Source organism: Aneurinibacillus terranovensis DSM 18919 (assembly GCF_000430625.1).
Taxonomy (GTDB): domain Bacteria; phylum Bacillota; class Bacilli; order Aneurinibacillales; family Aneurinibacillaceae; genus Aneurinibacillus_B; species Aneurinibacillus_B terranovensis.
In genome coordinates this window covers 54,920-74,623 of record NZ_AUMJ01000004.1, presented here as the reverse complement: position 1 = coordinate 74,623, position 19,704 = coordinate 54,920, and the positions used below count along the sequence as shown (strand labels likewise).

Sequence of the window (19,704 nt, the reverse complement as noted above, 5' to 3'; positions counted from 1 at the left end):
TTGTCGTCCCTCCTCTATCCCGTTCTTTTCTCCGTGTAAGAAAGCGGAACTTTCTTATTTACATACGTACAGCCAAGTTTTCTTATCTGCATAAGGGCAACTAAGGCTGTCACCCGCGCCTGCGGCTTGGCGCCAGCCAAGTTTTCTTTATAAGCTAACTTATTCTGACAAGCTTTAAAAAATGCTATACTGTTTACATGTTAATAACGAGGTGATTTTTTGTGGCCTTTGACGGCATTGTAACAAGAGCTATTGTTCATGAACTTAACCCGCTCGTAACCGGGCGCATTAATAAAGTGTACCAACCCACCGCAACCGATATCATTATGCAAATACGCACGCGCACCGGAAATGTCCGCCTGTTGCTTTCCGCGAGCCACAGTTTCCCGCGCATTCATATGACGCGTAAAGACTACCAGAATCCGATGGAACCCCCGATGTTTTGTATGCTTCTGCGCAAATACTGTGAGGGTGCTATCATCGAATCGATCACGCAGGTTGAGATGGAGCGAATCGTGCATATCAACATAAAGAGCCGGGACGAGTTAGGCGATGACCGCCGTAAGAGGCTTGTACTGGAGATTATGGGACGGCACAGCAATCTCATTCTACTGGATCCGGAGACCGGAATTATCCATGACGGCCTCCACCATGTCACACCCGCGATCAGCCAGCACCGTGTCGTTCTGCCGGGCCGAATGTATATCGCCCCCCCTTCCCAGGGGAAAAGGAATCCATTAACTGTAGATGGCGATACGTTTATCCGTACGCTTGATTTCAATCAGGGAAAACTCAACAAACAGATTGTCGCCCGGTTCGCCGGTGTAAGCCCCCTGATCGCCAATGAAATCACATACAGGGCCCGCCTTGCCACACGGGAGGCATTGTGGAACGCATTTCGCAGCGTATTCGAGCCCGTGGCAAACCATCAGTATACGCCAACGATTCAATATGGGGAAAAAGCGGTTTTCTCCGTGGTCCCCCTAACTCATCTATCGGAAGGGACCAGTGAAACCTTTACCAGTATCAGCGAATGTCTGGAAGCTTTTTATTATGGTAAAGCCGAGCGTGATACGGTAAAGCAGCGGCTTCATGACTTAATTCGCCTTGTTAGCAACGAGCGGAATAAAAACGCAAAAAAAATTGACAAACTGCAGCAAACAAAGCTGGAAGCGGAGGACGCCAAGCGTTTTCAGCAGTATGGAGAACTGCTGACGGCCAATCTCTATCAATTAAAAAGAGGTCAAACAGAAGCAAACGTGTTAAACTACTACGAGGAAGGATCGCCTATGCTTACGATCCCGCTCGATCCTGCTTTATCACCGTCTGAGAATGCCCAGGCGTTTTTCAAGCGGTATACAAAAGCGAAAAACAGCCTGGCTGTACTCGATGAACAGATCGAACACGCCTATCAGGAAGTACAATATCTGGATACGATCCTGCAGCAGATTGAAGGCGCGGGCCTACAGGATATTGAAGAAATCCGCGAGGAATTGGTAGAGCAAGGGTATATCCGGGCACGCCATATCAAAAACAACCGAAAAGTGAAGCCGAAAGCACCCGCGGTCGAACACTATCAATCGAGTGAAGGAATTACGATCTTGGTCGGGAAAAACAACCGGCAAAATGATTTTCTGACGAATAAGCTGGCGGATGCCGATGACACATGGCTTCACACGAAGGACATACCCGGATCCCACGTTGTGATTCGCAGCCGGTCGTATGGTGAAGCTACGCTGTATGAAGCCGCCCAATTGGCTGCTTACTTCAGTAAAGGCCGAGAATCCAGCCAGGTTCCTGTGGATTATACCGCAATCCGGCACGTGAAAAAACCCAAAGGGACGAAACCCGGGTTTGTGGTTTATGAGCAGCAAAAAACGCTGTTTATCACACCGGATGGTTCCATTATTCGAAGACTACTCGAAACAAAAAATGCGTAATGAGGAATGGTTATGTCTAATAAGTCTTTTTTGAAAGGTACGCTTATTTTAACAATGGCGGCTGTGGTTGCCCGCCTGCTCGGCGTCATCCAGCGCGTACCCCTGCAGCATATTATGGGAAATGACGGGATGAATTTGTACAGCATTTCGTATAATGTATATAACATACTTTTCGTGATTGCGACGCTTGGCATTCCAAGCGCGCTAAGCAAACAGGTAGCCGGTTATACAGCCGTCGGAAAATACCATGAGGCCTATCAAACATACAAAGCCGCCCGCAATTTCACGCTCGTGGGCGGCGTATTTATGGCGGCGTTATTATATTTGATCGCTCCCTATTATGCGGATTACACGCTGGCACCACAGTCCGAACTGGCTATCAAAGCGATTGCTCCGGCCCTGGTGTTATTTCCGTTAATTGCAATCATGCGCGGTTATTTTCAGGGTCAGCAGCTGATGCACCCAACAGGACTGTCCCAGATCAATGAACAGGTTTTTCGCGTAATAACCGCGGTTTTGTTTCCACTGATTTTATTATACCTAGGTTACAACAAGGATGTCGCAGTCGCAGGGGCGTCGTTTGGCGCGTTCACCGGAAGCGTAGCCGCTCTTGCCGTGATGATCTACTTCTATAAAAATCACCGTCCAAAACAGAAGAAACAGCTGGCCTTACAAAAAAAATACACGATTCTTACTTACCGGGAGATATATGGAAGGCTGCTTAAACTATCGATTCCGATTACCCTTACGTCCCTTGCCGTTCCCGCCCTCTATTTTATCGATTCATCGACAGGCCTCCGCCTTTTAACGCCCGTCAATGAGCGCGTTTCGTTTACATTAAACAATAAAACGGCGATGATAGCCGGAAAAAGTGTGGAACTTCCTGTCGCTCCGTCGCTGGACCACAACGTGACAATGGTTCCCTTGGAAAGTGTAGGAAAACCGCTGGGGGCGACGATCACATGGGATAAAACGGGACAAAACGTGCATGTCGTGTGGGGAAAAACAAACGTCTGGCTGGCAGTGAACCAGAAAGTGGTGGTGAATCAAAAGAATCTTGGATTTTTGAAATACAAGAACGGGATTGCAATGGTTCCCCAGCGGTTCTTCACCGACCAGCTTCATGAGTATAATAAAGCGATGGTCCTCAACGGGATTCTGTCAGGAAGTGCTCAGCCTCTTGCCGGCCTGCCTATTATTCTCGCCACAGCGTTAAGCGTGTCGATTATTCCGGTGGTTTCCGCTGCCCACTCAAGACGAGACAAAGGGGAAGTACAGCGCATGAGCTCGTTGGCTCTGCGATTGGCACTGTTGACGGGTGTGCCTGCAGCGCTGTATTTAACGGTGGCGGCTCTGCCAATAAACGGATTTTTATACCACAATACGAGCGATATCTTTGTCCAAGGCTCGTATATTATTGCGGCTCTTTGCTTCGGTACCATTTTTCAGAATATGATGATGACATCGAATGGGATTTTGATGGGTCTCGGACGCAGTGACCTGCCGATGTTTTATGTGGCCATCGGCGTGGTTGTGAAATGGATTGGGAATTATATTTTCGCTCCCTTATTCGGCATCTATGGAATTATCCTGTCTACCACGCTTTGCTTTGTGATTGTGATGGTGCTTAATATTCGTGCGATTCACCGATACGCACCGCTAACGATACTCGGGGAAAGATGGCGCGCATTTATCGCCGCCTCCTTCCTGCTTGTCGCGATCGGCGGCCTATTAGTAAAACTGGGTCTTAAAATCAGGCCCGCCATTCACGTCCCCGATTTTCTTTTCTACGGAATAGAGTCAGGGCTTATTGCTGTTTTTAGTATGTCCGCATACGCCCTGACTTTGTTCTGGTTAAAAGGAATTGATATGAACGAAATTCAATATTTACCGCGTGCTGCACAGCGGGCCTACCGGTTCCTTTCCCACTACCGAATCGTCCCCGCTTATACTGAACAACAAAAAAGCGGACTGCGCTAGCGGTCCACTTTTTTCATTGCGGGGAGTCGTTGTGCGAAAGTTTTTTCAGAAGTAAATTTACTTCCAGTAATCTGCGGGGTTTTCTTTCCACCGGGCAAGGGCATCAAGCTGGTCGGGGCGGATGGTGCCTCTCGCCTCGGCTACCTGTAGAAGTGCGGTGTAATGGCTTAATGTCTCAAACGGAATGCCCGCTGCCGCAAAGGCTTCCGCCGCCTGCGGAAACTGGTAGGAGAAAATTGCTAACACGCTTTGCACGATGCCGCCTGCCTTCTGCACCGCCTGGGCGGCTTCAATCGAGCTTCCGCCTGTCGAGATTAAATCTTCAATTACGATCGTTTTGGCATCCTTAACGAGCTTGCCTTCGATTTGATTTTCCTTTCCATGGCCTTTTGGCTTAGAGCGCACATAAATCATTGGCAGGTTCAGTTCCTCTGCAAGCCATGCGGCATGCGGGATCCCGGCGGTGGCAGTGCCTGCGATTACTTCTGTATCCGGGAACGTCTCGCGGATTCGCGCGGCGAATGCCTGACAAATCATGCGGCGCACCTCGGGATAGGACATGGTAAGCCGGTTATCGCAGTAAATCGGGCTTTTAATTCCGGATGTCCACGTGAAGGGTTCATCAGGCCTCAAAGCCACGGCATCAATCTCTAAAAGCTTCCCGGCAATTTGTTTCGCTGTTTCCATGTTTACTCTGCACTCCTTATCCGTTGTATAATATCATCCAGCGCTTTTCTCGGGTCGGGTGCCTGCGTAATCGCCCGCCCAATCACAACGTAATCCGAACCAAGGCTAAAGGCATCCTCCGGTGTTGTCACCCGGTGCTGGTCCCCTATGTCACTTCCACGCGGCCGTATGCCAGGCGTTACGGTGAGAAAATCCGGCCCGCAAACATCCTTAATAAGCGGCACCTCCTTCGGGGATGCAACAACCCCGTCTAACCCCGCTTTCTGTGCCAGCCGGGCATAACGGGCCACACAATCTTCAATAGAACCGGCGATGCCAATTTCATTATTCATCGCAGCCCGGTCCGTACTCGTCAGCTGTGTAACGCCTATAAGCAGCGGTCGTCTGGTTCCTGCCGGTGTTCCCTTCTCCACACCTTCACGGGCGGCTTCCATCATTTTGCGCCCGCCGGCCACATGAAGGTTCACCATGTCCACGCCAAGGGAAGCCATGCTTTGCATCGCTCCGCGCGCGGTGTTCGGAATATCATGGACTTTTAGATCGAGAAAAACAGCATAGCCTTCCTGCTTCAGCCGGGTTACGTATTCCGGCCCTGCCGCATAGTAGAGCTGCATGCCCACCTTCACATAAACCCCGGTACCGGCCAGCAAACCGATGCATGTTTCCGCCTCTTTCACATGAGGAAAATCCAGCGCCACCATAATGCGTGAAGCGATATCGTCAGGAGAAAAAGTAAACCGGTTCATCGCTTCCACCCCGCTCCGGTCAGTTCGGAAATCGAGTCTACCCCGTACTGGTCAAGTTTTTGTTCGAGTTCCGCCGCGATTTTCGGGCAGACGAGCGGGTCGACAAAATTGGCCGTGCCGACGGCTACAGCCGATGCACCGGCCATAAAGAACTCAATCACATCATTCGCGGATTGAATGCCGCCCATTCCGATAATCGGAATGCCAACCCGCTGGCTCACTTCGTATATCATACGGATGGCCACCGGTTTAATCGCCGGGCCGGACAGCCCGCCTGACCCGTTCGCTAAAACAGGGCGCCTCGTCCTCAGGTCAATTCGCATACCGAGCAGCGTATTAATCATGCTGAGCCCGTCCGCCCCCGCTTCCTCTACCGCCCTTGCAATGGCCACTACATCGGTGACATTTGGGGAAAGCTTAACGAAGACAGGAGCGCGGCTGACTTTCTTCACTTCCGCCGTCAACTCTGCTGCGATAACCGGATCGGTCCCAAACGTAATGCCGCCGCACTTTACGTTAGGGCAGGAGATATTCAGCTCAATCCCGGCAACGTTCTTTGCCTGGCTGACCCGCCTGGCAACCGCAATATAATCGTCGGCCGTTGTGCCAGCCACATTGACAATGACCGGCAGCTTGTCATAGCGTTCGAGCCAGACGAGTTCTTCGTCCATTACGTAATCAAGACCGGGATTCTGCAGGCCAATCGCATTCAGCATGCCGCCTGGAGTTTCCGCTACGCGGGGAGTTGGATTTCCCTCCCGCTCTTCAACCGTCGTCGCTTTCACTGCAATCGCGCCAAGCAAATTCAAATCATAAAACGCTGCGTACTCGCGGCCGAAACCGAAGCACCCGGACGCAGGCATAATCGGATTCTTCATATCAATGCCGGCAATGGACACAGCCAGCCGGTTTGACGCCGATACCGTCATGACAGCTTCACCTCCCCGAACGGAAAGACCGGACCGTCCGAACAAATTTTACGGTACTTTTTCCCTTTTCCTGCTTCTTGTGCGGGACATACGCAGGCAAGGCATGCCCCGATGCCGCAGCCCATCCGCTGCTCCAGCGAAATATAGCCCTCTTTGCCTGACCGCTCATATTTCTGCTGCAGGGCGCGCAGCATGGGAAGCGGACCGCATGAGTAAAGCACATCCCAATCTCTGTCGTCAAGGTTATAATCTTCACGGAGCACGTCAGTGACAAATCCTTTGACGCCCATGCTTCCGTCGACCGTTGTTACGTGTACGGTGCCAACTTCCGCAAGTTCATCCTTTAAAAAGACCTGTGCTGCCGCGGCAAATCCGATAACAAACGTGACGTTCACCCCGCGCTTTCTCAATTGTTTTCCCAGATAATAAAGAGGAGGAACGCCCACGCCGCCGCCAATGAGCAGAGCATGCTCCCCGGCCCGGCGGCTGTCCACCGGAAATCCCTGGCCGAGCGGGCCGATAACGTCCACCTGTTGTCCCGGCACATACTGGCTCAGTACCTGCGTGCCATGGCCTTCCACCCGGTAGATCATGGTAAGCACTTGTTCCTCTTCGTTTACGTCACAAATACTGATAGGACGGCGCAGCAGCGGGTCAATTCCCGAACCGCATCTCACATGGACAAACTGCCCGGGCCGGTTCATCCGGCCCGCCTGTGTCCCCTGAACCTCCATGCGAAAAATCCCCTCAGCAATTGGCTGGTTAGAAACAACGGTCAGCACGTTATCCGGAAACAAACGGTTACCCACGAACAATCAACTCCTCTTTCCGCTTCTCCCCCGCCTGCGGCAGTGCCTGTGCCGTAAAGGTAATCGCCTCAAGCACTTTGAGCAGCGCGCGCGCCGTATCGAGTGAAGTGAAGCAGATGACGCCATTTTCCACTGCTTCCCGGCGAATCCGGAATCCGTCACGCTCCGGAGTTTTCCCTTTCGTCAACGTATTGATAACGATATTTGCTTCACCTGTGCGAATCACATCCAGCAGATTAGGGGACGCTTCGTGTACTTTGCGGACACGGCCGACGGACAGCCCCTCTTTTTCCAGATAAGCCCCTGTCCCGTCCGTCGCCAATAACTTGAAGCCAAGGTCGCTAAACCCTTTGATAATTTCCCGCGCTTCCTCTTTGTCCTTATCGGCGATGGTCACAAGCAGCGACCCGTGCGTCGGGATGTTCATACCGGAGGCCAACAGCCCTTTGTATAACGCTTTTGCCAGTGTTTTATCACGACCCATGACTTCACCGGTTGACTTCATTTCGGGCCCTAACGTTGTGTCCACACGGCGCAGTTTGGCAAAGGAGAAGACCGGCACCTTTACAGATACATGATCCGATTCCGGATGATAGCCCGGCGTATACCCGAGTTCAGGTAAAGATGACCCAAGTATTACTTTCGTTGCGATATTGGCCATTGGCAAGTTTGTGATTTTGCTTAAGAAAGGAACGGTGCGCGACGAGCGGGGGTTGACCTCAAGCACGTACGGCTTACCTTTGTGAATCACGAACTGGATGTTTAACAGCCCTTTGATAGCGAGCCCCCGGGCAATATTTGTTGTCATTTCGATGAGTTCATCCTTGAGCGCCTGCGGGATATTCTGCGAAGGATAGACGGCAATCGAATCGCCGGAATGCACACCCGCCCGTTCAATGTGCTCCATAATCCCGGGAATCAACACATTTTGGCCGTCGCTAATGGCATCGACCTCGACCTCGGTTCCCATCAAATACGTATCGATAAGCACCGGGTGAGCAGGGTTTATTTTTACCGCTTCCTTCATGTACGTAAGGAGTTCCTGTTCGTTATAGACAATTTCCATTGCCCGGCCGCCAAGCACATAAGACGGGCGGACAAGTGCCGGATAGCCAAGACCTGCTGCCGCGTCTACCGCTTCCTCAACCGACGTCACGGTTTTTCCCGGCGGCTGCGCGATGCCCAGTGTACGCAGCAGCTGTTCGAATTTTTCCCTGTCCTCTGCAGCGTCAATATTTTCAAGAGATGTGCCAAGGATGTTAACTCCCGCCTGCTCAAGGCCGCTGGCAAGATTAATCGCTGTTTGCCCGCCGAATTGGACAATCACGCCGGCCGGTTTTTCTTTTTCAATAATGTGAAGCACATCTTCCAGATAGAGCGGTTCAAAATACAGCCGGTCAGACGTGTTGAAGTCGGTCGAAACCGTTTCAGGGTTATTGTTAATAATAACGGCTTCATATCCCATTTCTTTCAGCGCCCATACGGCGTGAACCGTAGAATAATCAAACTCGATTCCCTGGCCGATGCGAATCGGGCCGGAGCCGAGGACAATCACGCGCGGTTTGTCCGTTTCTGCCCGCTCATCTTCCTCTTCGTATGTCGAGTAATAATATGGGGTCGCGGCTTCAAATTCCGCGGCACACGTATCGACCATTTTATACACAGGCACAATGTTCGCCTCACGTCGCATCGAATGGATGCGATCGACCGGGATGCCCGTCAGATCCGCGATTCGCTCATCCGTGAAGCCCATGCGCTTCGCCTGCCTGAGTATGTCACCGTCGAACCTGCCCATGCCGGCTGCTTCGTGCAGTGTGCGTTCAAAGGTGATGATTTTCTCAAATTTGGCAAGAAAGAATACGTCAATTTTCGTTATCTCGTGAATTTCCTGAATGGTGATGCCGCGGCGCAACGCTTCCGCGAGAAGGAACAGGCGCTCATCATCCGCTTTACGTAAGCGGTGTGCAAGCTGTTCATCACTTAGTTCTTTCGCTTCGGGCAGCTCCAGGCTGTGCAGGCCGACTTCCAGGGAGCGGACTGCTTTGTGAATCGATTCTTCAAACGTCCTCCCGATTGCCATCACTTCGCCGGTCGCTTTCATCTGAGTCCCGAGCTTGCGGTTGGCAGAGATGAACTTATCGAACGGCCAGCGCGGGATTTTCGTCACGATATAGTCGAGCGTTGGCTCGAAGCAAGCATATGTCTGACGTGTAACCGGATTTTTTAATTCATCAAGCGTGTAGCCGACCGCGATTTTCGCCGCCATTTTTGCAATCGGGTAGCCGGTTGCTTTCGAAGCGAGGGCGGAAGAGCGGCTCACCCGCGGGTTGACTTCGATGACGTAGTACTGGAAGCTGTGCGGGTCGAGCGCAAGCTGAACGTTACAGCCGCCTTTTATATTTAACTCCCTGATAATTTTTAAGGAGGCGGTTCGCAGCATTTGATATTCGCGGTCGGACAGCGTCTGGCTTGGTGCTACCACGATACTGTCGCCGGTATGAATGCCGACCGGGTCAATGTTTTCCATATTGCAGACAACGATACAATTGTCGCTGGCATCCCGCATCACTTCATACTCAATCTCCTTAAAACCGGCGATACTTTTTTCAACCAGACACTGGGAAATCGGGCTATATTTAAGTCCGCTGGAGACAATTTCGCGCAGCTCCTCTTCCGTGTCAGCAATCCCGCCGCCTGTCCCGCCAAGAGTGTAGGCGGGGCGAACGATAATCGGATACCCGATCCGTCCGGCAAACGCAAGAGCCTGCTCAACGGTATGAACAATGTCGCTCGGCGGTACCGGCTCGTTAATTTTCTGCATCAGAGTACGGAACAATTCACGGTCTTCCGCTTTCTTAATCGCCTCCAGGTCTGTGCCAAGAAGAATGACATTCTCTTCTTTAAGCACCCCCGCTTCGTCCAGTTCCATCGCCAGATTCAAACCTGTCTGGCCGCCGAGCGTTGCCAGCAGCCCATCCGGCTTTTCTTTTCGGATAATACGGGTGACAAAATCAAGCGTCAGCGGCTCAATGTAGACCCGGTCGGCCATATTGGTGTCGGTCATGATCGTTGCCGGATTGCTGTTGACCAGAATTACTTCGAACCCTTCTTCTTTCAGCGCTTCACACGCCTGAGTTCCTGCGTAATCAAATTCAGCGGCCTGGCCAATCACAATCGGTCCGGAGCCGATGACAAGGATTTTTTTTAACTTATCGAGTCGTGGCATGGTTTGCGTCCTCCTTTGAACGAGCGATTTGCTCTAAGAATCGGTCGAATAAATAGCCGGAATCAAACGGTCCGGGTGCGGCCTCCGGGTGATATTGAACCGAAAACGCCGGATATTTTTTATGGATAAGCCCTTCAATCGTTCCGTCATTGAGAGCGATATGGCTGATTCCAAGGTCTGTGCCTGCGATGGAGTCGTTCGTTACCGTGTAGCCATGGTTTTGCGATGTAATGTAGGTTCGTCCGGTTTCAACTTCCTTCACCGGGTGGTTGCCGCCACGATGTCCAAATGTAAGCTTGGCGGTATCCGCGCCGCACGCGAGCGCAAACAGCTGGTGGCCGAGGCAGATACCGAACAGCGGGTATTCACCGAGGATTTCTTTGATCATACAAATCGCTTCCGGAACGTCTTTCGGGTCTCCCGGGCCGTTAGACAGAACAATCCCGTCCGGACGAATCCGGCGAATTTCGTCCGCCGAAACATTATAGGGGACGACTACCACATCGCAATTGCGCCTGTTCAGTTCGCGCAAAATGCCGTATTTCGCGCCGAAGTCGACCAGCACGATGCGCGGGCCGTGTCCGGGTACGGCGAACATACTTTTCGTTGATACCCGGGATACCTGGTCGGTCATGAATGGAACCTTTACCTTTTTAATCAGCGACTCAACGGAACCGTCTGCCGTTGTAAGAATTCCTTTCAATGTTCCGTGCTTGCGAATGATTCGTGTTAACTTCCGTGTATCTACTTCCGATATGCCAGGGATTCCGTACTCTTTTAAAACAGAATCGATCGATTGCACGCTGCGCCAGTTGCTCGCGTATTCGCAGTATTCACGCACAACAAATCCCGAAACAAACGGGCGAATCGATTCAAAATCGTCGCGGTTAATGCCGTAATTGCCGATTAACGGGTAGGTCATCGTTACGATTTGCCCACAGTAGGATGGGTCTGAGAGCACTTCCTGGTAGCCGGTGATTCCGGTATTAAATACGACCTCACCTAGCGATTCTCCGGTTGCTCCAAAAGATTTTCCCGCAAAGACCGTTCCGTCCTCCAGAATCAGACGCGCTTTTGTTCCCATTATTCGATGTCCCCTTTCCCCTGTTGTTCACTTTGCCAGATGATGCTGCCATCGCAGATTGTCAATGTTGTCCATCCTTTCAGCTTCCAGCCGGCAAACGGCGTATTCTTCCCCTTACTCAAGAATTGTTCGGGATTTACGGCCTGTTCGCCCGCTAAATCAAGTACGGCAATATCGGCATCTGCTCCTTCTTCTATCCGACCCCACGGAAGATGAAACAGCTCGGCAGGGATGCGGGTCATCCGGTCCACAATTTCCTGTAAGGTGAATGCCCCGGTTTCCACCAGCTTCGTATAGAGAAGCGGGAATGCGGTTTCCAGCCCGACTATGCCGAAGGGAGCCAACTGCATGCCGCGCGCTTTTTCTTCCGCTGTGTGAGGCGCATGGTCTGTCACAATGATATCGATGGAACCGTCTTTCAACCCTTCAATCAGCGCCTCCCGATCCCGTCTGGATCGCAGAGGCGGATTCATTTTATAATTCGGGTCAGCTCCCGGGATATCTTCGTCGCACAGCAGCAAATGATGCGGGCAAACTTCCGCGCTCACCCGCGCGCCCCGCTGTTTCGCCTCCCGTACGAGCCGGACGGATTCTGCCGTACTGATATGGCATACGTGGTAATGGGCCCCTGTTGCCTCCGCCAGCAGGATATCACGACCCACCTGGATCGACTCCGCTTCGGAAGGAATCCCCTTCAATCCATGTTTTTCACTAAAAATTCCTTCATGCACACAGCCGCCTTCAGCCAGGCTGTCATCCTCACAGTGGGCAACCACCGGCAGGTCAAGCGAAGCGGCCCGTAGCATGGCCTCTTTCATCATCCTGCTGCTCTGGACGCCCACACCATCGTCAGATACGGCAACGATTCCGGCTTCTTTAAGCGCCTGCATATCGGTTAATTCTTCGCCAAGTTCCCGTACGGTAATGGCCCCCATCGGAAGCACCCTTACGCATCCTTCTTCTTGTGCTTTGCTGAGAATACGTGAAACCGTTTCAGGTGTATCAATGACGGGCCGCGTATTTGGCATGCAGGCTACCGTCGTAAATCCGCCGCGCGCCGCGGCTGCTGTACCCGTTGCAATAGTTTCTTTTGCCTCGAAACCCGGCTCGCGTAAATGGACATGCATATCAATAAACCCCGGGACAACCAATTGATCGGTCACATCGATTGGTTGATGGCCTTCTTCTTCTATTTTTTCGGCGATTTTTGCAATCGTTTTGCCCTCAATTAGAATGTCGCGTTTTACCTTTTCTCCGTTTATGAGCACGAGGCCATTCTGCAAAAGAATTCCCATTCTATTTTCCTCCTCAGTTCCTGCAATTTTTTAGAATAACTCGGGCTTACGTCAATATGAGAAAAACTCGCGGGCGTTGCCGCTCGTCCTTTTTCTGCAGGGAAGCGAAACGGCCGCTTAGTGACCGGAAGGTCGGACCGACAAAACATCCGGGTACCTCAATGATGGAGACAATTGTCGGTCTGATCGACCTTCCGGCCACACGCTCCACATTGAAAAAGCAACGTTCGGCACACTCCCGCGAGTTTTTCTCAGGTGACCAATGGAAGGAAAGTATATGTTGCTTTAACACTGTAAAGCAACATATACTTTCCTTAACAGTAAAGAAAACTTGGCTAGCGCCAAGCCGAAGGCGCTGGCAATGGCCTTAGTTGCGCTTATGCGTATAAGAAAGTTTATGTTTTCTTATACGCGATAAAAAGGCTTCTTACGCCCGCAGGCAGTAAGAAGCCTCTTCTTCAGTAAACAGGAAGGCCGGTTATTTGCGCCAGCCCCGCCGGAAACGACGGGTGCAACCGCCCCCCTGTATTACTTGAAATCATGGCATCCTTACCAGCCTCACGGGACTGTTTTTAAAGGATTACGATATCTTTTTATTTAACTGCTCATTTGCGGTCTGGCCAAAGGCAACTTCTTTCCCGGGCAGAATCGCATGCAAAATAACACCCAGGAAGGTAGCCATCGCAATATTGTCAATCGTTAGATTGTGTATAAAACTGCTGAATGTAATCTGGTAAAAATCCATTTTGAATCCTCCGATTCCGGTTACCAGTACGATAGCCGAAATGACCATATTCCGCTTCTCGGCAAAGTCGATTTTGTGTTCCACATACATTCTCATACCCTGGGCGGCGATAATACCGAAAAGGACAATGGTAACCCCGCCTAAAACCGGCTTTGGAATCGTCATTAAGAACGCACCGATTTTTCCAATGAAAGCGAAGAGGATGGCCAGGCAGGCCGCGCCAATGATAATCACGCGACTGTAGATCCTGGTAATCGCAAGAACCCCGATGTTTTCTCCATAGGTGGTGCTTGGCGGTCCGCCGAGCAGAGACGCGATGATGACGGCAACACCATCACCCATCAATGAACGGTGCAGACCCGGGTCGCGCATTAAGTCGCGGTTCATCACATTCGCTGTCACGAGCAGGTGGCCAATGTGTTCAGCAAGGGTGACGAGGGCAACCGGCGCGATGATAAGGGCAGCCACCCAGGCGGCCGGTGAGTGAAACGCGGTAAAAACTTCCCCTGTAATAAAGTGTTTTTGTGCCCATTCCTGTGGTGTAATAAACCACGGTGCGTTCGCCACGCTTGCTAAATCAATCCACTGCGGATAGCGCAGCGCCGTATAAGCATACCCAACCACCATCCCTGTCAAAATCGGAATGACGGATAAGAAACCGCGGAAAAAAATCGTCGCCACAACGGTCATGGCCAGCGTCACGAACGCTACCTCAACGGCCCCAAGTGAATACGCGGGTTTAGCGGGATTGCTCAACGGGTCATTTAAGGCCCAGCCTACGGCGGTTCCGGAAAGGCTTAATCCAATAACCATTATGATCGAGGCAATGACCACGGGGGGCAGGAGACGATTCAGCCAGTTAACACCGGCAAGCTTTACGATAAAAGCCACGAGTAAGTATATGAGGCCAGCGAGAAAACACCCAACCATTGCCGTCCCTTTGCCCTGGCTTGCGCTTACCGTAAGAATCGGACCGATAAAAGCGAAGGAAGAGCCCAGGTAGTTTGGCAGCTTTCCTTTCGTAATGAGCACGAACAGCAGCGTACCAATTCCGCTTGTCAGAAGTGCCACCGATACGTCAAGGTGGGTGAGCAGCGGCACCAGTACGGTAGAGCCAAACATGGCGAACAGGTGCTGCAGGCTTAGCGGAAATATTCTCTGCAAGGCAGGTGTTTCATGCACATCAATAAAATCCTTTTTTATCAATTCTTGTTTCATTTCTTCTCCATCCTTTCCAGTCTCCCGGACCGATTTAAAGGTTATTGTTCATCTGTTCGCACATAAATCGAAACACTTTCTTTATCATCGACTTCTTTCAGTTCAACGACAATCATTTCATCCCTGGATGTCGGGACGTTTTTCCCTACATAGTCCGGGCGAATGGGAAGCTCCCGGTGTCCTCTGTCAACAAGAACCGCCAGTTGGATACTTTGCGGCCGCCCGATGTCCATTAAGGCGTCGAGCGCTGCCCGAACCGTCCGCCCCGTATAGAGTACATCATCTACAAGAATCACTTTTTTATCGGTAATCGTATCCGGAACGCTGCTCCCCTGTATGAGAGGTTCAGCCTGTTTGTGGGTTAAATCGTCACGGTACAGGGTAATGTCCAGTTCACCTACAGGAGTCGTCTGTCCCTCGATTTGCAAAATACGCTCGGCCAGGCGCTTGGCAATGTAAATGCCGCGCGTCCGAATGCCGACCAGCACACAATTCTCGATTCCTTTATTCCGCTCGATGATTTCGTGTGCAATCCGGGTTAAGGCCCTTCGCATCGCTGCTTCATCAAGTAGAATGTTTTTTTCCTTCCACATGTCGGTCTGGTTCATCTCATTCTCCTTTCTGTAAAAGAACCGTATGGGTGTACGCAAAAAAGCTTCCTGCCCGAGGCAGGAAGCTTTCCCTGTTCAATTAGCAGAATGCAGGCATTGCACAAGCCCTCTCCCCTGCCGTATGAACGGTATCCGGTTACCTTGCCAGCCTCTCTGGACTGCATTAAAGGTTGCTTTGTAGTCAAAAGAATTATGTCACGTAAAACAAAGAATGTCAATTATAATATTAACCAAGCAATCGCAAATGCTTGATGATAGTTGTCATATCATTGGGAAGCGGTGCGGTAAATTCCATATATTCGCCTGTCCCCGGGTGGATAAATCCCAGGTCTCTGGCGTGCAGCGCCTGCCCTTCAATCGAAAAATCGCTTTTCGGTCCGTATTTCGGATCGCCGACAAGCGGGTGGTTAATGTACTTCATGTGAACGCGGATTTGGTGGGTGCGGCCTGTCTCCAGCTTCAATTCCACCAGCGTATAATCCCGGAATCGTTCAAGCACGGCAAAATGAGAGACAGCGGGTTTACTGTTCTCGAACACAACCGCCATCTGCTGCCGGTTTTTCGGGTCCCGCCCAATTGGCGCATCAATCGTGCCTTTTTCATGCGCAATAACCCCATGAACGAGCGCTACATAGCGGCGGGTCACCGTATGATCTTTAAGCTGGGCAGCCAGCGATTCATGCGCTTTATCGTTTTTAGCCGCCATAATCAGGCCGGACGTATCTTTGTCAATCCGATGGACGATCCCGGGGCGCAGCACGCCATTAATGCCGGACAAGTCTTTACAATGGTAAAGCAGTCCATTCACCAACGTGCCGGAATAGTGACCGGGAGCAGGGTGAACCACGAGGCCTCTCGGCTTATTGACGACAATTACATCGCTGTCCTCGTAAACAACGTCAAGGTTCATCGGCTCCGCCGCAATATTCAAATCCTTAGGCGGAGGAACGGTAAGGACAATTTCATCATCCTCCTGGAGGCGATAATTTCCTTTCGCAGGCTTTCCATTGACCGACACGAGGTTTTCCTTTAACCAGCCCTGCAGTTGGCTGCGCGAGTAATCTTCCTGAACCGCAGCAAGGAATTTATCAACCCGTTCCCCGGCATCCTGGCTCTCGACCACCCAGTCATATCGTTCCCACTGTTCATTTTCATTGTTCATATTTTTTCATCCGTCCGTCCCGGCTTATCTCGCGGAGGGCGTCAATAATGAACAAACACACACCTACCACAATCGAGGAGTCCGCCACATTAAAAATTGGAAAATGAATCAATGTAAAATCGAAAAAGTCTACCACTTCCCCGGTGATCAGGCGGTCATAGAAATTTCCTGCCGCCCCGCCGAGGATGAAAGCTAGCGCCCAGGCTATCACCGGGCTGGTACGGCTGACCTTTCGCAAATACCATGCAATCCCCACAATAACTACAATCGTAATTATGAGGAAGAATGTCCGCTGGTTTTGCAAAATGCCAAACGCAGCTCCCCTGTTACGATGCGAAGTGATCTGAAACACGCCGGGCCACAGCGGAATGGATTGGCCGAACGTCATATCGTGGACGATCAGCCATTTCGTGAACCGGTCGAGCATAAACACAATGAAAGCAATTAGATAATAGATCAATGGCTTATCTCTCCTGTTTACGCTTTTACTTCTTCTTTAATGACACTTGCACAGCGTGAACAAAGGGTTGGGTGTTCTTTATCTTTCCCTACCTCCAGGGTAATAATCCAGCAGCGTTCACATTTTTCCCCTTCCGCAGGAGTAACCTTCACTGCCAGCCCTTCCAACTGCACGGCGTCCGCAGGCGCCTGTTCAGATGGTGTATGCATGGTGACATGGGAAACAATAAACAACTCTTCAAGATTATCGCAGTTCTGCAAGGTTGCCTCTGTTTCTTTCGTCGGATATAGATCCAGTGCAGCCGCTAGCGATTGCCCGATGACTTTTTCGCGGCGCGCCTCTTCGAGTGCTTTCAATACCTCATCGCGAATCTCGACGAGAGCATCCCACTTTGCTTCCAAACCGGCGTTGAAATAATCCTGCTTGGACTCAGGCATATCCACCAGCTGCACGCTTTCCGCCTGCCTGCCCGGCACATACTGCCATACTTCATCCGCAGTATGCGGAACGATCGGCGACACGAGACGAACCAGATCGCTAAGAATCGTGTACATAACCGTCTGTGCGGAACGGCGGGCCGCCGATTTCGTGGCATCCGCATACAACCGGTCTTTTGAAATATCAAGATAGAACGAGCTTAAATCGATCGTACAGAAGTTATGAATCGTATGATAGACGGTATGAAACTGGTATTCGTTATACGCTTTACGCACTTTATCGATAACGTGCTGCATTTTAATCATCATGTAGCGGTCGAGTTCCTCCAACTGTTCGAACGGTACCTGGTCCGCTGCCGGATCGAATCCTTCCAGATTTCCGAGCAGGAAGCGGAACGTGTTGCGAATTTTACGGTAAACTTCGGCAATTTGTGTCAGGATGTTATCGGAAATGCGGACATCGGACTGGTAATCAACGGAAGCTACCCACAGGCGCAGAATGTCTGCACCCAATTTATCCATAATATCCTTCGGAACGACCACATTTCCGATCGACTTGGACATTTTCCGTCCTTCCCCGTCAAGGGTGAAGCCATGGCTTAATACGCTTTTATACGGCGCTTGGCCGTATACAGCCACTCCCGTTGAAAGCGACGAGTTAAACCACCCGCGGTATTGGTCCGAACCTTCTAAGTAAAGGTCTGCCGGCCAAGCCAGTTGTTCCCGCTGACGAAGAACAGCTGCATGGCTTGAACCGGAGTCAAACCATACGTCCATAATATCGGTTTCTTTGCGGAACTCTTTGCCGCCGCATTTCGGGCATATGCTGCCTTCAGGAAGCAGTTCATCCACCTCTTTGGCAAACCAGGCGGAAGATCCTTCCCGCTGGAAAATGTCCGATACCTTCCCAATCGTGGCATCATTAATCAGCGGCTCGTTGCAATCGCGGCAGTAGAAAATCGGGATCGGCACCCCCCACACCCGCTGGCGGGAAATGCACCAGTCACCGCGATCGGCTATCATGTTATGAAGACGCTGTTCGCCCCACTGCGGTACCCATTTCACATCTTTAATCGCTTCAAGCATTTGTTCACGGAACCCGTCAATCGAGGCAAACCACTGCTCGGTTGCACGGTAGATAACCGGCTGTTTGGATCGCCAGTCATGCGGATAGGAGTGGGTGATAAAGCCGAGATGAAGTAGGGCTCCTGCTTCCTCCAGCTTTTCCGTAATAAGCTTGTTAGCTTTATCGTAAAACACCCCTTCAAACCCGGGCGCCTCTTTGGTCATCATCCCTTTTTCATCAACAGGGCACAGCACATCAAGGCCGTATTTCTGGCCGAGGTTAAAGTCTTCTTCTCCGTGTCCGGGAGCGGTATGCACACAACCTGTACCGGCATCCAACGTTACATGCTCGCCAAGCAGCAGCGGAGACGGGCGATCATAGAACGGGTGGCGGCAGACGACACCTTCAAGGTCCCCGCCTTTAAACGTCGAGACTACATGATAGTCCGACCAGCCAATTTCTTTGGCCACACTTTCTAATAAACCGGAGGCAACTAAAAATTTGCTGTCGCCTACCTGCACGAGGGAATACTCGAATTCAGGGTGAATCGCAATGGCGAGGTTAGCAGGAATGGTCCACGGGGTGGTCGTCCAGATCACCACTTTATCCCCTTTGTTTAGCTTCCCGATCCCGTCCACTACGGGGAACGCCACATAAATCGATGCGGATTTCTTATCTTTGTACTCAATCTCGGCTTCCGCCAGTGCCGTTTCCGAAGAAGGAGACCAGTAGACGGCTTTTAAGCCTTTGTAGATATAACCCTTTTTCGCCATTTCGCCGAAGATTTGAATCTGGCGGGCTTCATATTCCGGCTTTAAAGTAATATAAGGGTCATTCCAGTCACCGCGGACACCCAGCCGTTTAAATTGGCCTTTTTGTTTTTCTACAAACGTAAGGGCATATTCTTTGCAGCGTTCACGGAATTCCACAACGCCGACTTTATGGCGGTCAATTTTTTCATTTTTAATAATCGCATGCTCAATCGGCAACCCATGTGTATCCCAGCCGGGAACATAAGGTGCATCAAAGCCTGCCATCGATTTATAGCGCACGATAAAATCTTTCAGTACTTTGTTTAAAGCGTGGCCGATATGAATATCGCCATTCGCATACGGCGGCCCGTCATGAAGAATGAATTTCTCGCGGCCCTTTGTACGCTCCTGGACTTTCGAGTAAATATCGGTTTCATCCCACCATTTTTGGATATCCGGCTCGCGCTTCGGCAGGTTTCCCCGCATGGGGAATTCCGTTTTTGGCAGGTTTAATGTCTTACCATAGTCCATGTGTCCTTCATCTCCTACAGATGTTA

General features: G+C 51.1%; 16 protein-coding genes. 3 read left to right on the top strand and 13 right to left on the bottom strand.

Annotation, left to right across the window (positions count from 1 at the left end; all coding sequences use genetic code 11):
- Positions 1–14 precede the first annotated feature (14 nt).
- The gene (locus H525_RS29225) at positions 15–140 is read right to left on the bottom strand and encodes a hypothetical protein (protein ID WP_425387624.1); all 126 of its coding nucleotides are present in this window, start codon (positions 138–140) and stop codon (positions 15–17) included.
- A gap of 81 nt (positions 141–221) precedes the next feature.
- On the opposite strand from H525_RS29225, the gene H525_RS0100365 reads away from it, so the two are divergent.
- Together H525_RS0100365 and H525_RS25275 are read left to right on the top strand one after the other, a co-directional pair.
- Positions 222–1,940, top strand: coding sequence for an Rqc2 family fibronectin-binding protein (locus H525_RS0100365; protein WP_027414528.1), 1,719 nt, complete (start codon positions 222–224; stop codon positions 1,938–1,940).
- Positions 1,941–1,952: 12 nt separating this feature from the next.
- Complete coding sequence (locus H525_RS25275; RefSeq protein WP_051330699.1) at positions 1,953–3,920, top strand: oligosaccharide flippase family protein; 1,968 nt, start codon at positions 1,953–1,955, stop codon at positions 3,918–3,920.
- A 57-nt stretch (positions 3,921–3,977) separates the two neighbouring features.
- On the opposite strand, the gene pyrE is transcribed toward H525_RS25275, so the two are convergent.
- Genes pyrE through H525_RS0100325 form a run of 7 tightly spaced genes read right to left on the bottom strand, consistent with a single transcriptional unit; the run spans position 3,978 to position 12,696 of the window.
- The gene (gene pyrE, locus H525_RS0100355; RefSeq protein ID WP_027414527.1) at positions 3,978–4,607 is read right to left on the bottom strand and encodes an orotate phosphoribosyltransferase; all 630 of its coding nucleotides are present in this window, start codon (positions 4,605–4,607) and stop codon (positions 3,978–3,980) included.
- A gap of 2 nt (positions 4,608–4,609) precedes the next feature.
- Positions 4,610–5,353 carry an orotidine-5'-phosphate decarboxylase gene (gene pyrF, locus H525_RS0100350; RefSeq protein WP_027414526.1) on the bottom strand — a complete coding sequence of 248 codons (744 nt, stop codon included), beginning with the start codon at positions 5,351–5,353 and terminating at the stop codon, positions 4,610–4,612.
- The gene (locus H525_RS0100345) at positions 5,350–6,282 is read right to left on the bottom strand and encodes a dihydroorotate dehydrogenase (protein ID WP_027414525.1); all 933 of its coding nucleotides are present in this window, start codon (positions 6,280–6,282) and stop codon (positions 5,350–5,352) included. The genes pyrF and H525_RS0100345 overlap by 4 nt, the downstream gene beginning before the upstream one ends.
- On the bottom strand, positions 6,279–7,079 hold the full coding sequence (locus tag H525_RS0100340; RefSeq protein WP_035099520.1) for a dihydroorotate dehydrogenase electron transfer subunit: 801 nt from the start codon (positions 7,077–7,079) through the stop codon (positions 6,279–6,281). Before H525_RS0100340 ends, H525_RS0100345 begins: the two co-directional genes overlap by 4 nt.
- A 4-nt stretch (positions 7,080–7,083) precedes the next feature.
- Positions 7,084–10,317, bottom strand: coding sequence for a carbamoyl-phosphate synthase large subunit (gene carB / locus H525_RS0100335; RefSeq protein WP_027414523.1), 3,234 nt, complete (start codon positions 10,315–10,317; stop codon positions 7,084–7,086).
- Positions 10,301–11,401 (bottom strand): carbamoyl phosphate synthase small subunit, encoded by a 1,101-nt coding sequence (locus H525_RS0100330; RefSeq protein WP_035099470.1) that lies wholly within the window; start codon positions 11,399–11,401, stop codon positions 10,301–10,303. The genes carB and H525_RS0100330 overlap by 17 nt, the downstream gene beginning before the upstream one ends.
- Entirely contained in the window at positions 11,401–12,696 is a 1,296-nt protein-coding gene (locus tag H525_RS0100325; protein ID WP_027414521.1) for a dihydroorotase, read from the bottom strand. Before H525_RS0100325 ends, H525_RS0100330 begins: the two co-directional genes overlap by 1 nt.
- A gap of 56 nt (positions 12,697–12,752) precedes the next feature.
- On the opposite strand from H525_RS0100325, the gene H525_RS26850 reads away from it, so the two are divergent.
- Positions 12,753–13,067, top strand: coding sequence for a hypothetical protein (locus H525_RS26850; RefSeq protein WP_155837024.1), 315 nt, complete (start codon positions 12,753–12,755; stop codon positions 13,065–13,067).
- Positions 13,068–13,276: 209 nt separating this feature from the next.
- Here H525_RS26850 and H525_RS0100320 read toward each other — a convergent pair whose 3' ends face one another.
- From H525_RS0100320 to ileS, 5 genes are all read right to left on the bottom strand, one after another.
- Positions 13,277–14,647, bottom strand: coding sequence for a uracil-xanthine permease family protein (locus H525_RS0100320; RefSeq protein WP_027414520.1), 1,371 nt, complete (start codon positions 14,645–14,647; stop codon positions 13,277–13,279).
- A 53-nt stretch (positions 14,648–14,700) separates the two neighbouring features.
- On the bottom strand, positions 14,701–15,267 hold the full coding sequence (gene pyrR, locus H525_RS0100315) for a bifunctional pyr operon transcriptional regulator/uracil phosphoribosyltransferase PyrR (RefSeq protein WP_281172556.1): 567 nt from the start codon (positions 15,265–15,267) through the stop codon (positions 14,701–14,703).
- Positions 15,268–15,496: 229 nt separating this feature from the next.
- Complete coding sequence (locus H525_RS0100310; protein WP_027414518.1) at positions 15,497–16,432, bottom strand: RluA family pseudouridine synthase; 936 nt, start codon at positions 16,430–16,432, stop codon at positions 15,497–15,499.
- Positions 16,422–16,892, bottom strand: coding sequence for a signal peptidase II (lspA, locus tag H525_RS0100305; protein ID WP_027414517.1), 471 nt, complete (start codon positions 16,890–16,892; stop codon positions 16,422–16,424). Before lspA ends, H525_RS0100310 begins: the two co-directional genes overlap by 11 nt.
- 17 nt (positions 16,893–16,909) lie before the next feature.
- Positions 16,910–19,678 (bottom strand): isoleucine--tRNA ligase, encoded by a 2,769-nt coding sequence (ileS, locus tag H525_RS0100300; protein ID WP_027414516.1) that lies wholly within the window; start codon positions 19,676–19,678, stop codon positions 16,910–16,912.
- Positions 19,679–19,704: the final 26 nt, after the last annotated feature.

What these genes read in the sequence shown, in the direction of transcription:
- H525_RS25275 (WP_051330699.1), top strand. Translation starts at nt 1,953, where the DNA reads ATGTCTAATAAGTCTTTTTTGAAAGGTACGCTTATTTTAACAATGGCG.
- carB (WP_027414523.1), bottom strand. Translation starts at nt 10,317, where the DNA reads ATGCCACGACTCGATAAGTTAAAAAAAATCCTTGTCATCGGCTCCGGA.
- H525_RS0100310 (WP_027414518.1), bottom strand. Translation starts at nt 16,432, where the DNA reads ATGAACAATGAAAATGAACAGTGGGAACGATATGACTGGGTGGTCGAG.
- pyrF (WP_027414526.1), bottom strand. Translation starts at nt 5,353, where the DNA reads ATGAACCGGTTTACTTTTTCTCCTGACGATATCGCTTCACGCATTATG.
- pyrR (WP_281172556.1), bottom strand. Translation starts at nt 15,267, where the DNA reads ATGAACCAGACCGACATGTGGAAGGAAAAAAACATTCTACTTGATGAA.
- H525_RS0100325 (WP_027414521.1), bottom strand. Translation starts at nt 12,696, where the DNA reads ATGGGAATTCTTTTGCAGAATGGCCTCGTGCTCATAAACGGAGAAAAG.
- pyrE (WP_027414527.1), bottom strand. Translation starts at nt 4,607, where the DNA reads ATGGAAACAGCGAAACAAATTGCCGGGAAGCTTTTAGAGATTGATGCC.
- ileS (WP_027414516.1), bottom strand. Translation starts at nt 19,678, where the DNA reads ATGGACTATGGTAAGACATTAAACCTGCCAAAAACGGAATTCCCCATG.
- H525_RS0100330 (WP_035099470.1), bottom strand. Translation starts at nt 11,401, where the DNA reads ATGGGAACAAAAGCGCGTCTGATTCTGGAGGACGGAACGGTCTTTGCG.
- H525_RS0100345 (WP_027414525.1), bottom strand. Translation starts at nt 6,282, where the DNA reads ATGACGGTATCGGCGTCAAACCGGCTGGCTGTGTCCATTGCCGGCATT.
- H525_RS26850 (WP_155837024.1), top strand. Translation starts at nt 12,753, where the DNA reads ATGAGAAAAACTCGCGGGCGTTGCCGCTCGTCCTTTTTCTGCAGGGAA.